General features: G+C 57.2%; 15 protein-coding genes. 8 read left to right on the forward strand and 7 right to left on the reverse strand.

The window, feature by feature from the left end:
- Nucleotides 1-13 precede the first annotated feature (13 nt).
- Complete coding sequence (hutG, locus tag CU081_RS21050; protein ID WP_003858535.1) at nt 14-952, reverse strand: formimidoylglutamase; 939 nt, start codon at nt 950-952, stop codon at nt 14-16.
- Nucleotides 949-2,172, reverse strand: coding sequence for an imidazolonepropionase (gene hutI, locus CU081_RS21055; RefSeq protein WP_022650635.1), 1,224 nt, complete (start codon nt 2,170-2,172; stop codon nt 949-951). The genes hutG and hutI overlap by 4 nt, the downstream gene beginning before the upstream one ends.
- Before the next feature lie 223 nt (nt 2,173-2,395).
- On the opposite strand from hutI, the gene CU081_RS21060 reads away from it, so the two are divergent.
- Complete coding sequence (locus tag CU081_RS21060; protein WP_003858537.1) at nt 2,396-3,679, forward strand: putative acyl-CoA thioester hydrolase; 1,284 nt, start codon at nt 2,396-2,398, stop codon at nt 3,677-3,679.
- 102 nt (nt 3,680-3,781) lie between these two features.
- Here the strand turns inward: CU081_RS21060 and pgl are convergent, their stop codons facing one another.
- A complete protein-coding gene (pgl, locus tag CU081_RS21065) occupies nt 3,782-4,777 on the reverse strand; it encodes a 6-phosphogluconolactonase (protein ID WP_022650634.1) in 996 nt (331 codons plus the stop codon).
- A 119-nt stretch (nt 4,778-4,896) separates the two neighbouring features.
- On the opposite strand from pgl, the gene CU081_RS21070 reads away from it, so the two are divergent.
- Nucleotides 4,897-5,715 (forward strand): pyridoxal phosphatase, encoded by an 819-nt coding sequence (locus CU081_RS21070; RefSeq protein ID WP_022650633.1) that lies wholly within the window; start codon nt 4,897-4,899, stop codon nt 5,713-5,715.
- Here the strand turns inward: CU081_RS21070 and modC are convergent, their stop codons facing one another.
- The 4 genes from modC to CU081_RS21090 form a co-directional block, all read right to left on the reverse strand.
- The gene (gene modC / locus CU081_RS21075; protein WP_003858541.1) at nt 5,716-6,774 is read right to left on the reverse strand and encodes a molybdenum ABC transporter ATP-binding protein ModC; all 1,059 of its coding nucleotides are present in this window, start codon (nt 6,772-6,774) and stop codon (nt 5,716-5,718) included.
- Entirely contained in the window at nt 6,774-7,466 is a 693-nt protein-coding gene (gene modB, locus CU081_RS21080; protein ID WP_022650632.1) for a molybdate ABC transporter permease subunit, read from the reverse strand. The genes modC and modB overlap by 1 nt, the downstream gene beginning before the upstream one ends.
- Nucleotides 7,463-8,239 carry a molybdate ABC transporter substrate-binding protein gene (gene modA, locus CU081_RS21085; protein ID WP_022650631.1) on the reverse strand — a complete coding sequence of 259 codons (777 nt, stop codon included), beginning with the start codon at nt 8,237-8,239 and terminating at the stop codon, nt 7,463-7,465. The genes modB and modA overlap by 4 nt, the downstream gene beginning before the upstream one ends.
- 178 nt (nt 8,240-8,417) lie before the next feature.
- Nucleotides 8,418-8,570, reverse strand: coding sequence for an AcrZ family multidrug efflux pump-associated protein (locus CU081_RS21090; RefSeq protein WP_003858549.1), 153 nt, complete (start codon nt 8,568-8,570; stop codon nt 8,418-8,420).
- Nucleotides 8,571-8,697: 127 nt separating this feature from the next.
- On the opposite strand from CU081_RS21090, the gene modE reads away from it, so the two are divergent.
- The 6 genes from modE to galM all read left to right on the forward strand — a co-directional run bounded on the left by modE (nt 8,698) and on the right by galM (nt 15,488).
- Entirely contained in the window at nt 8,698-9,486 is a 789-nt protein-coding gene (gene modE / locus CU081_RS21095) for a molybdenum-dependent transcriptional regulator (protein WP_022650630.1), read from the forward strand.
- A gap of 67 nt (nt 9,487-9,553) precedes the next feature.
- Nucleotides 9,554-11,026, forward strand: a complete 1,473-nt coding sequence (gene modF, locus CU081_RS21100) for a molybdate ABC transporter ATP-binding protein ModF (protein ID WP_022650629.1) — start codon at nt 9,554-9,556, stop codon at nt 11,024-11,026.
- Between the two features lie 201 nt (nt 11,027-11,227).
- A complete protein-coding gene (gene galE, locus CU081_RS21105; RefSeq protein ID WP_022650628.1) occupies nt 11,228-12,244 on the forward strand; it encodes a UDP-glucose 4-epimerase GalE in 1,017 nt (338 codons plus the stop codon).
- A gap of 9 nt (nt 12,245-12,253) precedes the next feature.
- Nucleotides 12,254-13,300: a galactose-1-phosphate uridylyltransferase gene (galT, locus tag CU081_RS21110; RefSeq protein ID WP_022650627.1), complete on the forward strand. Its 1,047-nt coding sequence runs from the start codon at nt 12,254-12,256 to the stop codon at nt 13,298-13,300.
- 2 nt (nt 13,301-13,302) lie between these two features.
- Nucleotides 13,303-14,451 carry a galactokinase gene (gene galK, locus CU081_RS21115; RefSeq protein WP_003858559.1) on the forward strand — a complete coding sequence of 383 codons (1,149 nt, stop codon included), beginning with the start codon at nt 13,303-13,305 and terminating at the stop codon, nt 14,449-14,451.
- Nucleotides 14,445-15,488, forward strand: a complete 1,044-nt coding sequence (gene galM, locus CU081_RS21120) for a galactose-1-epimerase (RefSeq protein WP_022650626.1) — start codon at nt 14,445-14,447, stop codon at nt 15,486-15,488. Before galK ends, galM begins: the two co-directional genes overlap by 7 nt.
- Nucleotides 15,489-15,579: the final 91 nt, after the last annotated feature.

The following is a 15,579-nucleotide window of genomic DNA, read 5'->3' on the forward strand; positions in this document are numbered from 1 at the left end:
TCCTTGAATGTTGTTATGCCCACCAGTGAGCAATTTGCCAGGCCAGTCGGGCGGCAAGCTTCGCCCCCTGACCGTCCCGATCGTAGTGCGGATTAAATTCCACCAGATCCGCCGCCTGTAGTTTACCGCTTCGGCAGATACGCTCAATCACCGGGAACAGATCCAGCGCCGGGATCCCCAACGCCGCAGGGGCGGACACGGCGGGCATTTCTGCGGCAGGCAGCACATCGAGGTCAACGGTGAGATAAACCCGGTCTGCCTGCGTAAGCACGCTATCCAGCGCGGATAGCGCATCCCGGCGAAAATCGAGATCTTCAACCAGCGTCACGTTCAACCGCTCAGCTTCCTCCCACAGCGCCTGAGTATTCGCCGCACGGCTTACCCCCAGGCAGGCGTAGTGAAACACCCGAGACTGAGACGCGCAGTAGTGCGCCAGCTGGCGGAACGGCGTGCCGGACGTTGCCCGTTCAGCCTTGCGTAAATCGAGGTGCGCATCCAGGTTGATCACCGCAATGCGATCGTTCGGAAAGGCGTCCAGCACGCCGCGCCCGTGCGCCCAGGCGGTTTCATGTCCACCGCCGAAAACCAGAGTACGCATCCCGGATTGCTGGCACGCGGTTATGGCCTCGCTCAGCGCCTGCTGTGCCGCCTCCAGCGCGTGGCCTTCAACATAAACAGAACCCATATCCACGAGGCGCGCATGCCCCTGATGGCTCGCCATATTCGCCAGCGCGCCGCGCAACACATCGGGCGCTTGTGCAGCACCGGGCCTGCCCTGGTTACGCTTAACCCCTTCATCACATTCAAAGCCCAGCAGGGCAATGCCTGACGGCACGGGAGAAAAGTGTTCGCGCTGCTGTATGGTCTGGAAGAGACGTTTCGCGGTGCTGGACTCGGCGCTGTCGTCACGCCCCTGCCAGACCTGCGGGGAGACGGGATGCCACAGTTTCATGCTACCTGCCCCCGAAACACGCGTTGATACAAAGGATTCCGCCCCGGCTCGTAAACCATCTCAACCGGATGATTCGCCTCCCAGACGACGAAATCAGCCACATAACCGGGCTTTAACTGCCCGTGCGTCGCAGCACGTCCTAGCGCCTGCGCCGCATGCCGCGTCACGCCAGCCCAGGCCTCTTCCGGCGTGAGGCCAAACTGGACGCAGGCCATGTTCATTGCCAGATGCAGGCTGGCAAACGGACTGGTGCCCGGGTTGTAGTCGGTAGCCACCGCCATCGGCACACCCTGCTCTCTGAGCTGCGCCACCGGTGGACGCTGGCGCTCCTGAAGAAAATAGAACGCGCCGGGGAGCAATACCGCCACCGTGCCGCTTTGCGCCATCGCCTGAATACCTGCATCATCGAGAAACTCAATATGATCGGCCGACAGCCCTTTATACTGGCTGACCAGCGCCGCGCCGCCAAGATTCGACAGTTGTTCTACATGCCCTTTTACCGGGATCCCGAGCGCGGCGGCGGCCCGGAACAGGCGCTCGGTTTGCGCCGGGGTAAAGCCGACGTTTTCACAAAACACGTCCACCGCTTCAAATAACTCTTTTTGCCACAGCGTGGGCATGATCTGCTCACAGACCAGCGCCAGATAGGCATCCGGATCCTGTCGGTACTCGGCAGGAACGGCATGCGCGGCCAGCAGCGTCGGGCTGATATCGACCAGATTATTCAGGCTGAGCTGGCGGGCAACCAGCAGCATTTTCTCTTCGGCTTCGGCATTCAGACCGTATCCTGATTTGATTTCAACGGTCGTTACGCCTTCATTCATCAGCCGCTGGAGTCGCTGCTGCGCCACCGTCAGGAGCGTTTCCGGCGAACTGTTGCGGGTGGCCGTGACCGTGGCGTTAATTCCGCCGCCCTGCGCGCTAATGGTCTGATATGACACGCCGTTAAGCCGTTGCTCCCATTCCGCTGCACGATCGCCGCCGAACACCAGGTGGGTGTGGCAATCGATCAGGCCGGGAGTAACCAGACGCCCGTCGAGATCGACACACTGACAATGCCCGGAGGGGATCTCGGATTCAGGAATAATGGCCAGAATCGTCTGGCCGCGCACAACGAGGGCATGTTGTTCTCTCAGGCCGTAGGGTTCCGCCTCGCCTGTCGCCAGGGTTGCCAGTCGCGCATTTCGCCATATAACATCATCGGGATTAAGCTGCTGCATGTGCCTTCCACTTGTCATGGGTTGTATAGACATTTATTTTCATCTGCCGCCTGCTGTCAACCGCATTGGGGGAAAATGTTATTTATTTGTGATGACTTTCCCGTCGCCTGCGGGCAAAAATGCAACTTTTCCGGTTTTTATCTTCCCGTTTCGCTCAACTTAGTATAAAAAAGCAGGCTATTTCGTCTATCCAGATAAGACTTGCATACCCAGGAGCATTACCTTGAATATTTCCAGGATTTCCCGTCTGGCGTTGGCACTCGCCTTTGGCGTGACTTTATCCGCTTGCAGTTCAACTCCACCGGATCAGCAACCTTCTGAGCAGGTTGCTCCGGGCACCGCTTCCCGTCCGATCCTGTCAGCGGCTGAAGCGAAGAACTTCACCCGTGCGCACTATTTCTCGGCGATGGATCCCAATGCAGCCCCGTGGACGCCTTCTTCTATTAACCTGCCGAAACAGCCAGACTTCGTTGTCGGCCCGGCCGGGGCGCAGGGCGTTACACACACCTCTATTCAGGCAGCCGTTGATGCCGCAATCACCAAACACAGCGCATCTCGTCAGTACATTGCCATCCTGCCGGGTGAATACGAAGGAACCGTTTATGTTCCGGCGGCACCGGGAAGCATTACACTTTACGGCCTGGGCGAAAAAGCGGTCGACGTAAAAATTGGCCTGGCGATTGATTCAGAGATCGACAGCACCACCTGGCGCCATCTGGTGAACCCGGCCGGTAAATACATGCCAGGTAAACCGGCGTGGTATATGTTTGATAACTGCCAGCGCAAGCGTGCCGCCACCATTGGCGTGATGTGTTCGGCGGTATTCTGGTCACAAAACAATGGCCTGCAATTGCAAAACCTGACCATTCAGAACACCCTGGGCGACAGCGTTGACGCAGGTAATCATCAGGCCGTGGCGCTGCGTAGCGATGGCGACAAGGTACAGATTAACAACGTCAATATCCTGGGCCGCCAGAACACCTTCTTCGTGACCAACAGCGGCGTGCAGAATACCCTTCAGAACAACCGTCTGACGCGTACTCTGGTCACCAACAGCTACATTGAAGGCGACGTGGATATGGTCTCCGGTCGCGGCGCGGTGGTATTTGATAACACCGACTTCCGCGTGGTGAATTCACGTACGCAGCAGGAAGGTTACGTCTTTGCACCGGCCACGCAGTCTAACCTGTTCTATGGCTTCCTGGCCGTGAATAGCCGCTTTACTGCTGCTGGCGATGGCGTGGCGCAGCTTGGTCGCTCTCTGGACGTGGACTCCGCCACTAACGGCCAGGTCGTGATCCGCGACAGCGTGATTAACGAAGGCTTTAACATGGCGAAACCGTGGGCGGATGCGGCGATCTCGAAACGTCCTTTCTCCGGCAACACCGGCACGGTGGATGATAAAGACAACGTGCAGCGTAACCTGAACGACGCTAACTTCAACCGCATGTGGGAATACAACAACCGCGGTCTGGGTAGCAAAGTGGTTGCTGAGCCGAAGCAGTAAAATGCCTGCTGCCGGGTGGCGGCTGCGCCTTACCCGGCCTGCCACATGCATTAACCGCGCATAAAAAACCTCGCATTTGCGAGGTTTTTTTTCGTCTACGGATCAATGAGCGTTAATCACAACCCACATCGGCCCTTGTCCGACCGCATAGCGTCCTTTCTCTTCCAGTAGACCCTGCACGCCCTGGATTTCATAGAGCGCAATGTGGTGGGATTTCTGCCCCGCCGCAATCAGGTATTTGCCGCTGTGGTCGACATTAAAGCCGCGCGGCTGGGTTTCTGTCGGCTGGAAGCCTTCAACTGCCAGAACGCTGCCGTCTTCAGAGACGCTGAAGACGGTGATCAGACTGGAGGTACGGTCACAGGCATACAGGTGACGGCCATCCGGCGTGATGTGAATGTCTGCCGCCCAGCGTGTGTCGGAGAAATCAGATGGCATCATGTCCAGCGTCTGTACGCACTCGATCTGCCCGTTAGGATCGTTCAGCTCCCACACGTCTACCGAGCTGTTCAGCTCGTTAACGACATAGGCATACTGCTGATTCGGATGGAAGACCATGTGGCGCGGGCCTGCGCCTTCCACGGTGGTGACTTCCGCCGGGCTCTGCGCGACCAGATGGCCGTCATCGCTCAGGGTAAACAGGCAGATGCGGTCCTGCTTAAGCGCTGGCACCCACAGCGTGCGGTTATCCGGCGAAATGTTGGCTGAGTGGCAACCTTCGAGCCCTTCTACCACGTCGACGGTTTCAACGGGAATACCGTCTTCCAGGCGGGTGACGCTCACGGAGCCTGCATTGTAGGAGCCGCTGAAGATAAAGTTGCCTTTATGGTCAGTGGAAATATGGGTCGGGCTGCCCGGCAGCGGGGCTTCTGCGGTATAGGTCAGCGCGCCGTCATCCGGGGAGATGCGGTATGCCAGTACGCGGAATTCGGGGCGTACGCCGACATAAAGAAAACGTTTATCCGGGCTGACGACCATCGGCTGCACCTGGCCTGGCACATCAACAACCTGAACCAGCGTAAGCGAACCTTCTGTATTCAAACGCCAGACATGGATCTGCTGACTTTCAGGACTGGCGGTATAAACGGTTTGTTTCATGAATACTCCTGATTATTTTTAACGGTGAATGCTGAATTGTAGTCCGGGATTTTGCAGGGTTCCGCTCTCGGTGTACCATCCCGACAGACCTTAAATTCAACATTAACCCGGAAGAAAAAATGACCTCGCGAGTGATTGCCCTGGATTTAGACGGAACACTGCTTACCCCTCAGAAAACCCTGCTCCCCTCTTCTCTTGAGGCCCTCAAACGAGCCCAGGAAGCGGGGTATCAACTTCTCATCGTAACGGGTCGACATCACGTAGCCATTCATCCTTTTTATCAGGCACTGGGCTTAGATACACCTGCAATTTGTTGTAATGGCACCTATTTGTATGATTATCAGGCAAAAAAGGTTTTAGCCTCCGATCCGCTTCCCGTTACGCAGGCGCTGCAATTGATTGATTTACTGGATGAGCACGCCATTCACGGCCTGATGTATGTGGATAACGCCATGGTGTATGAACGCCCTACCGGCCATGTGATCCGCACCAGCAACTGGGCTCTGTCTCTGCCGGAAGCGCAGCGTCCGGTGTTTACTCAGGTTTCCTCCCTGCGCAAGGCGGCGGAAGACGTCGAAGCAATCTGGAAATTTGCCCTGACCGATGAAGACACCGCCAAACTGAATACCTTCGCAAAACTTGTCGAGCATACGCTGGGTCTGGAATGTGAATGGTCCTGGCACGATCAGGTGGATATCGCCCGCAAAGGCAACAGCAAAGGAAGGCGTCTGACCCAGTTCGTTGAATCGCAGGGCGGATCAATGCAGGACGTAATTGCTTTCGGCGATAACTATAACGACATCAGCATGCTGGAAGCGGCCGGAACGGGCGTGGCGATGGGTAATGCCGATGACGCGGTGAAAGCGCGCGCTGACGTGGTGATTGGTGATAACACCACCGACAGCATCGCGCAGTATATCTATACCCACCTGCTGTGATCAGGCGGTTATGGAAACGCTCTTGATTTGCGCGTAAAGCCACAGGCCAGGCTTGATACCCAGCTCATCCCTGGCCCACGGGCTGATGCGCGCCCACAGCGTTCTGCTGCCCACTTCCAGCTGCACTTCCACCTGGCCGTTATCATCAAAACACTGCGCCACTTTTGCGCGCAAAATATTGCGGATACTGGTTTGCAGCGGCGGTTGCAGGACCAATGAGACATCCGACGCCTGAATGCGGATCCGTAACGTGGACTGAATCGGCGTATCGATCTTATTCACCCACAAATGCTGATCGCCCAGCGCCAGCGCGGTCATCGCGTAGTGCGGATGGTGCTCCAGCACGCTCACCTTCAGAATGCTGCTCTGCTGCTCCTTTGGCAGCCATGGATGCATAACGCTGCTGCCCCACACCTCCTCCAGATTGCCGAATGCCTTCACCCTGCCCGCTTCCAGCACCAGCACTTTGTCGGCCAGATGTAAAATCTCATCCAGCGAATGGCTGACGTAGAGCATTGGCACATTGATTTCCCGCGCCAGACGTTGCAGATACGGCAGCAGCTCGCGCTTGCGCGGAATATCCAGCGAGGCCAGCGGCTCATCCAGCAGCAGCAGTTCCGGCGCGGTTAACAGGGCGCGGCCAATCGCCACACGCTGTTTTTCACCACCCGACAGCGACGACGGCAGACGATCCAGCAGCGGTTCGATGCCCAGCAGCGCCACCAGCTTATTGAACTGTCCGGCCATGCTTTTTGCCATGCCGTAACGCAGGTTCCCGCGAACGCTGTAGTGCGGAAACAGGCGCGCATCCTGAAACACATAGCCGATACGGCGTTTGTCCGGTGACAGGCAGACCTTCTTCTCCGCGTCATTTAAGACGCGGTTATTTAGCACAATACGGCCAGACTGGGGACGCGTCAGGCCGCTAATCGCATTAATCAGAGACGTTTTCCCCGCCCCGGACACGCCAAAAATGGCGGTGATACCGCTGGCAGGCAGCGTTTCGTTCAGCGTCAGGGTGTGACTGCCCAGGGTTTGCGTAAAGTTGAGTTCCAGCATCACGATTTCCCCATCCGTTCACGGCTGAGGCGCGCCAGCCACTCAGACACCAGCAGCGAGACCAGAGCGAGCACAATCGAAATAATACACAGCCGGGCCGCCGCACCTTCGCCGCCCGGGGTCTGAATCAGGGTATACATGGCCGACGGGATGGTCCGCGTCTCGCCGGGAATGTTCGACACAAAGGTGATGGTCGCGCCAAACTCACCCAACGAGCGGGCGAAGGCTAACACCGTACCGACGATAATGCCCGGTAACGTAAGCGGAAGCGTAATGGTCAGGAATACCCGCCAGCGGCCTGCGCCCAGCGTGCGGGCGGCCTGTTCTAACCGGATATCCACCCCTTCCAGCGCCAGGCGGATAGCGCGCACCATCAGCGGGAAAGACATCACCGCCGCGGCCAGAACCGCGCCGCGCCAGCTGAAAGCAAAGGTCAGTCCGAACCAGTCGTACAGCCACTCGCCAATAACGCCGCGTCGCCCCATGGAGATCAGCAGCAGATAGCCGACCACCACAGGCGGCAAGACGAGCGGAAGATGAAGAACACTGTCGAGCAGGGCTTTGCCTGGAAACTTCACGCGAACCAGTAACCAGGCAAAGAACACCCCAAAGGGCAAACTCAGCGCAACCGCCAGGGAAGAGACTTTCAGGCTCAGCAGCACGGCCTGCCATTCAGGTTCGGTCAATATCATTCGTGAGTCGTAAATCCGTAACGTTTAAAGATAGCGGACGCTTCCGGCCCCTTCAGGTAGTCAACGAAGGCCGTCACGCTCGCATTTTTATGCCCATCAACTATCGCAACAGGATATTCCACTTTCTTATGCGAGTCTTCCGGGAAGGTACCCACTACCTTCACGCCTTTACTGGCGACGGCATCGGAGCCGTAAACGATCCCGAGTGGCGCTTCGTTACGCTCCACCAGCGCCAGCGCGCCACGCACATCTTCTGCGGGAGCCAGCTTCGGCGATAAGGTTTCCCATGCGCCAAGTTTTTGCAGCGCTTCTTTCGCATAAATCCCGGCAGGAACATGCTCCGGATCGCCCACCGCCAGACGACCACCGTTGAGCAGACGGGTCCAGTCCGTCTGTTTGTTGATGGCGATGTCGCCCTGCTTGCTGTTTGCGGGTGCAACCACCACCAGGCTATTTCCCAGCAGCGTTTCGCGGGTAGCCGTATCAACAGATTTTTTCTCCACCGCGTAATCCATCCATTTCTGATCGGCAGAGATGAACAGATCCGCGGGCGCCCCCGCTTCAATCTGGCGGGCCAGCGTGGACGAGGAGGCAAACGACGAGACCACCTCGACGTTTTTCTCTTTTTTGTATACCGCAGCAATATCCTGCATCGCGTTAGTCAGCGACGCCGCCGCAAAGACCGTGATTTTTCCTTCATCCGCCAGCGCGTGGCCGGTGAGTGAGAGAGTCAGCGTTGCCCCTGCGAAAAGGCGTACCCATGAACGTGCCATTTGAAGCTCCTGTGCGTATCGTTATATACAAATAAATATAACGATATATCGCAGGCGTTCCTAGCGCTAAATCGTACCCATTAATGCGTAAACTCAAGGAACGTTGTAAAAGATATCGGCGGGAGAGGAATAAACTTGAGAGCAAAACGCCCGGGCTGGCCGGGCGTTTTGGAGGAAATCATTGCTGCTTTTTAGGCTGGTCACGACGATGACCAATGTTCGAAAAGACGTTGAACACTTCACCCAGGCCGTAGATGGCACCGAGGATGATAGCCATCACTACTGGCACCATGATTACCGCGAATACCAGACTTTTCAACAACTCTAACATGGTTTTCTCCAGATCTTGTGAACGGCTTATTCTACCCTGAAAAGTAAGAAAAACATCCCCTTTTGTGCGGTGCGCTTTCCGCCCCCGGGCATTTGGGTCACAATAGCCTTTTTGCCGGGACACTGTTATGCAGGCCGAAATTCTCCTCACCCTACGACTTCAGCAGAAGCTTTTCGCCGATCCGCGACGTATCGCCCTGTTAAAACAAATAGAACAAACTGGCTCGATTAGCCAGGGAGCAAAAAACGCCGGCATCAGCTATAAAAGCGCCTGGGATGCGATTAACGACATGAACACCCTGAGTGAACACACGCTGGTTGAGCGCGCCACCGGCGGGAAAGGCGGCGGCGGCGCCGTGTTGACGCGTTACGGGCAACGTCTGATCCAGCTCTACGATTTACTGGCGCAGATCCAGCAAAAAGCATTTGATGTGCTGAGCGATGACGACAACCTGCCGCTGGACAGCCTGCTGGGCGCCATCTCCCGTTTCTCTTTGCAGACCAGCGCCCGTAACCAGTGGTTTGGTACGGTGACGGGGCGCGATCATTCGCAGGTGCAGGAGCATATTGAGATCCTGCTCGCGGACGGCACGACGCGCCTGAAAGCCGCCATCACCGCGCAAAGTGGTCAACGCCTTGGGCTGAACGAAGGTCAGGAGGTGCTGGTATTACTCAAAGCCCCCTGGATCAGCATCACGCTTAACCCTGAGCAGGCCGCAGAGGCCGACAACCAGCTGCGGGGACGCATCAGCCACATCGAGCGCGGCGCAGAACAGTGTGAAGTGCTGATGACCCTGCCGGATGGACAGTCGCTCTGCGCCACCGTTCCGGTGAACGACGCGACCGAATTAGACGAAGGTGCTGTGGTGACCGCATATTTCAATGCAGACAGGGTAATTATCGCCACATTGTGCTAAGCGCATTGACAACCCTGCTTACACTGAGTATCCCTGACATCTGTTGCTGCAAAAAATGGGATAACACATGTCATCATTGCATATTTCGCAAGGCACGTTTCGTCTTAGCGATACCCGTACCTTATCGCTGCCAGAGTTAACCCTTCGCGCCGGAGAAAGCTGGGCGTTTGTGGGCTCTAATGGCAGCGGAAAATCCGCGCTGGCCCGCGCTTTGGCTGGCGAAATAACCCAACTGAAGGGTGAACGTCGGTGCACCTTTACCCGGCTGACGCGCCTTTCCTTCGAACAGCTGCAAAAGCTGGTCAGCGATGAGTGGCAGCGTAACAATACCGATTTGCTCAGCCCCGGCGAAGAAGATACCGGCCGCACGACGGCGGAAATTATCCAGGATGAGATAAAAGATCCTGCCCGCTGTCAGCAGCTGGCGGAGCAATTTGGCATTACCGCCCTGCTTAACCGCCGTTTCAAATATCTTTCTACCGGTGAGACGCGCAAAACGCTGCTGTGTCAGGCGCTGATGAGCGAGCCGGAACTCTTGATCCTGGATGAACCGTTTGACGGACTGGATGTACAGTCCCGCGCGCAGCTGGCAGCGTTGCTGGCGTCGCTTAACCAGCAGGGATACACCCTTGTACTGGTCCTGAACCGCTTTGATGAGATCCCGGATTTCGTACATTATGCAGGCGTGCTGGCGGACTGTAGCCTGACCGAAACCGGCGAGAAAGCCGTACTGCTTCGGCAGGCGCTGATTGCGCAGCTGGCCCACAGCGAGAAACTGGACGGTATTGCCCTGCCGGAGCCGGATGCGCCTTCGGCGCGCCACGGGCTGGATCCTGACCAGCCGCGCATTGTGCTGCGCGATGGGGTGGTTGCTTACGACGATCGCCCTATTCTTAATCACCTCAGCTGGACGGTTAATCCTGGTGAGCACTGGCAGATCGTCGGCCCCAACGGGGCGGGTAAATCCACGCTGCTGAGCCTGATCACCGGGGATCACCCGCAGGGATACAGCAACGATCTCACCCTGTTCGGCCGTCGCCGCGGCAGCGGGGAAACCATCTGGGATATCAAAAAGCACATCGGCTATGTCAGCAGCAGCCTGCATCTGGACTACCGGGTGAGCACCACGGTGCGAAACGTGATCCTCTCTGGCTTCTTCGACTCCATTGGTATTTATCAGGCGGTATCCGACAAGCAGCACAAGCTGGCGCAGCAGTGGCTGGATATTCTGGGTATGGATAACCGGGTCGCCGATGCACCCTTCCACAGCCTGTCGTGGGGGCAGCAGCGGCTGGCATTGATCGTCCGCGCGCTGGTCAAGCACCCTACGCTGCTGATTCTGGATGAACCGTTGCAGGGGCTGGATCCGCTCAACCGTCAGCTGATCCGCCGCTTTGTGGATGTCCTGATTAGCGAAGGTGAAACCCAGCTGCTGTTTGTGTCCCACCATGCTGAAGATGCCCCGTCCTGCATCACCCATCGGCTGGAATTTGTGCCTGACGGCGAGCAATACCGCTACCTGCTGAGCAAAATCGATTAACGCTCGGAGGGCGCTGCCCTCCGCTTTTCAGACAACCTGCAACAATACATCTCTATCTCTTTGATCTACAATGCACTCAGTCTGAGAAAAAGCGCGTGTGAAAACCAGTGTAAACGATACCACTATTTTATCCCATGTCACACTTTTCGCGTCTCTGATATGCTATGGTTAATTCATACCATAAGCCTAATGGAGCGAAATATGCGAGTTCTGGTAACAGGTGGTAGCGGTTACATAGGAAGTCATACCTGTGTGCAACTGCTGCAAAGCGGCCACGATGTTGTCATTCTTGATAACCTGTGCAACAGTAAGCGCAGCGTGCTGCCGGTCATTGAACGCCTTTCGGGTAAACAGCCGACTTTCGTGGAAGGCGATATCCGCAATGAAGCATTGATGACTGAAATCCTTCACGATCACGCGATTGAAACCGTTATCCACTTCGCGGGCCTGAAAGCGGTTGGCGAATCGGTGGCAAAACCGCTTGAGTACTATGACAACAACGTCAACGGTACCCTGCGTCTGATCTCCGCCATGCGTGCGGCCAACGTTAAAAACTTTATCTTCAGCTCTTCCGCAACCGTCTACGGCGATCAGCCAAAAATTCCTTACGTTGAAAGCTTCCCGACCGGTACGCCGCAAAGCCCGTATGGCAAAAGCAAGCTGATGGTAGAGCAGATCCTGACCGACCTGCAAAAAGCCCAGCCTGAGTGGAGCATCGCGTTGCTGCGCTACTTCAACCCGGTCGGCGCGCATCCTTCAGGTGATATGGGCGAAGATCCGCAGGGCATTCCTAACAACCTGATGCCGTATATCGCGCAGGTTGCCGTAGGGCGTCGCGGTTCCCTGGCGATTTTTGGTAACGATTATCCCACCGAAGATGGCACCGGCGTGCGCGATTACATTCACGTCATGGATCTGGCCGACGGCCACGTGGCGGCGATGCAGCAACTGGCGGACAAACCGGGCGTGCATATTTACAACCTCGGCGCCGGGATTGGCAGCAGCGTGCTGGATGTGGTGAATGCTTTCAGTAAAGCCTGCGGCAAGCCGGTGAAGTATCACTTCGCTCCCCGCCGTGATGGCGACCTCCCGGCTTACTGGGCCGATGCCACCAAAGCGGATAAAGAGCTCAACTGGCGTGTCACCCGCACGCTCGATGAAATGGCACAGGATACCTGGCACTGGCAATCACGCCATCCGCAGGGCTATCCGGACTAAGGATTTGTCATGACGCAATTCAATCCCGTCGATCACCCGCATCGTCGTTTTAACCCGCTCAGCGGGCAATGGATTTTAGTTTCACCGCATCGCGCCAAGCGCCCCTGGCAGGGGGCGCAAGAGACGCCTGCCAAACAGACGCTGCCGCAGCATGATCCGGACTGTTTCCTCTGCCCGGGCAATACCCGCGTGACGGGCGATAAAAACCCGGACTACAAAGGCACCTTCGTGTTTACTAACGACTTTGCCGCGCTGATGACCGATACGCCGGACGCGCCGGAAAGCCATGACCCGCTGATGCGCTGCGAAAGCGCCCGCGGCACCAGCCGCGTGATCTGCTTCTCGCCCGATCACAGCAAAACGTTGCCGGAGCTGAGCGTGGATGCCCTGAAAGAGGTGGTCAGCACCTGGCAGGTGCAAACCGCGGAGCTGGGCCAGAGCTATCCGTGGGTGCAGGTGTTTGAAAATAAAGGCGCGGCGATGGGCTGCTCCAACCCACATCCGCACGGTCAGATCTGGGCGAACAGCTTCCTGCCGAACGAAGCCGAGCGTGAGGACCGACTGCAAAAAGCGTATTTCACCCAGAACGGTTCGCCTATGCTGGTGGATTACACCCAGCGTGAGCTGGCGGATGGCAGCCGTACCGTGGTGGAAACCGAACACTGGCTTGCGGTAGTCCCTTACTGGGCGGCGTGGCCATTTGAGACGCTGCTGCTGCCGAAAGCCCATGTTCAGCGCATTACCGAACTCAGCGACGCCCAGCGTGACGACCTGGCGCTGGCGCTGAAAAAACTGACCAGCCGCTACGACAACCTCTTCCAGTGCTCCTTCCCCTACTCCATGGGCTGGCACGGCGCGCCGTTTAACGGCGAAGAGAATCAACACTGGCAGTTACATGCACACTTCTACCCGCCGCTGCTGCGCTCAGCAACGGTACGTAAATTCATGGTGGGCTATGAAATGCTGGCGGAAACCCAGCGCGACCTGACGGCGGAACAGGCGGCAGAACGTCTGCGTGCCGTTAGCGACGTCCATTACCGCGAATCAGGAGTCTAAAAATGAGTCTGAAAGATAAAACACAATCCCTGTTTGCTGAAAAATTTGGCTACCCTGCCACCCATGTTATCCAGGCGCCAGGCCGCGTTAATCTGATCGGCGAGCACACCGACTATAACGACGGTTTTGTCCTGCCGTGTGCCATCGACTACCAGACGGTGATCAGCTGTGCGAAACGCGACGATCGTCATGTGCGAGTAATCGCCGCGGATTACGGCAACGAAATTGACGAATTTTCCCTCGATGCGCCGATCGTGACCCACGACAGCCAGCAGTGGTCGAACTATGTTCGCGGCGTGGTGAAGCACCTGCAAAAGCGTAACAAGAATTTCGGCGGGGCCGATCTGGTGATCAGCGGCAACGTGCCGCAGGGGGCGGGATTAAGCTCTTCCGCATCTCTGGAAGTGGCGGTCGGCACCGTGTTCCAGCAGCTTTATCATCTGCCGCTGGACGGGGCGCAGATCGCCCTGAACGGTCAGGAAGCGGAAAACCAGTTCGTGGGCTGCAACTGCGGCATTATGGATCAGCTGATTTCCGCGCTGGGCAAGAAAGAACACGCTTTGCTGATTGACTGTCGCTCCCTCGGGACCAAAGCGGTTCCGCTGCCTAAAGGTGCGGCTGTGGTGATCATCAACAGCAACTTCAAACGCACCCTGGTGGGCAGCGAGTACAACACCCGTCGCGAACAGTGCGAAACCGGCGCGCGCTTCTTCCAGCAGCCAGCCCTGCGTGATGTCTCACTTGATGAATTTAACAAGGTCGCCCACGAGCTGGACCCGGTTGTCACGAAGCGCGTGCGCCATATACTGACCGAAAATGCCCGTACCGTAGAAGCCGCCTCCGCGCTGGCGAAAGGTGACCTGAAACGGATGGGCGAGCTGATGGCCGAATCGCATGCCTCCATGCGTGACGATTTCGAAATCACCGTGCCGCAAATCGACACCCTGGTTGAAATTGTGAAAGCCACGATTGGCGACAAAGGCGGCGTGCGTATGACCGGCGGCGGATTTGGCGGGTGCGTCGTCGCCCTCGTGCCGGAAGAGCTGGTCCCTGCCGTCCAGGACGCCGTGGCTAAGCAGTACGAAGCCAAAACGGGCATCAAAGAAACTTTCTACGTCTGTAAAGCATCACAAGGAGCCGGACAGTGCTAAACGAAATACCTACACTCGCACCGGATGGTCTGCCGTATCGCCTGTTAACCCTGCGCAACAGCGCCGGGATGGTGGTTACGCTGATGGACTGGGGCGCAACGTTACTTTCTGCCCGCGTACCGATGCCTGACGGCAGCGTGCGCGAAACCCTGCTCGGCTGCGCATCGCCGGAGCAGTATATCGAGCAGACCGCTTTTCTGGGCGCATCCATAGGCCGCTACGCTAACCGCATCGCCAGAAGCCGGTTTACGCTGGACGGCGTAACGTATTCCCTGCTTGCCAGCCAGGGCGAAAATCAGCTGCACGGCGGCCCGGAAGGGTTTGATAAACGTCGCTGGAAGATTGTGCAGCAAAATGACGCTGAGGTCTGGTTCTCTCTGGACTCCCTCGATGGAGACCAGGGCTTCCCGGGCAATCTCACCGCAACGGCGCGCTTCACCCTGACCGAAGATAATCGCATCGCCATTGAGTACCGCGCGACCGTCGATAAGCCGTGCCCGGTCAACCTGACTAACCACGCCTATTTCAACCTTGACGGTAATCAGACCGATGTCCGCAGCCACAAACTCCAGATCCTGTCGGACGAGTATCTGCCGGTCGATGAGATGGGTATCCCTTATCAGGGGCTGAAACCGGTAAGCGGTAATAGCTTTGATTTTCGTCAGCCGAAAACCATCGCCCAGGATTTCCTGAGTGATGACGATCAGCGCAAGGTGAAAGGCTACGACCATGCTTTCCTGTTGCAGGCGAAAGGCGATCTTTCTCAACCTGCCGCACAGGTCTGGTCTGCTGATGAGAAGTTACAGATGACGGTCTACACCACCGCCCCCGCCCTACAGTTCTATTCCGGTAACTATCTGGAGGGTACCACGGCGCGCGAACATGACGCCTACGGCGCCTGGCAAGGCCTGGCGCTGGAGAGCGAGTTCCTGCCAGACAGTCCTAACCATCCTGAATGGCCGCAGCCGGACTGCGTGCTACGTCCGGGTGAAGAGTACGTAAGCGTCACCGAGTATCATTTCATTCCGCGCGCTTAATGTCCGGCGGCGCACGGGCCTACAAATGTAGGCCTGATAAGCGAAGCGCCATCCGGCAAAAAAGCCTGGCCCTCACCGCGAGGGCTTTTTT

The organism is Enterobacter sp. CRENT-193 (assembly GCF_002787395.1).
GTDB classification, from domain to species: Bacteria; Pseudomonadota; Gammaproteobacteria; order Enterobacterales; family Enterobacteriaceae; genus Enterobacter; species Enterobacter hormaechei_C.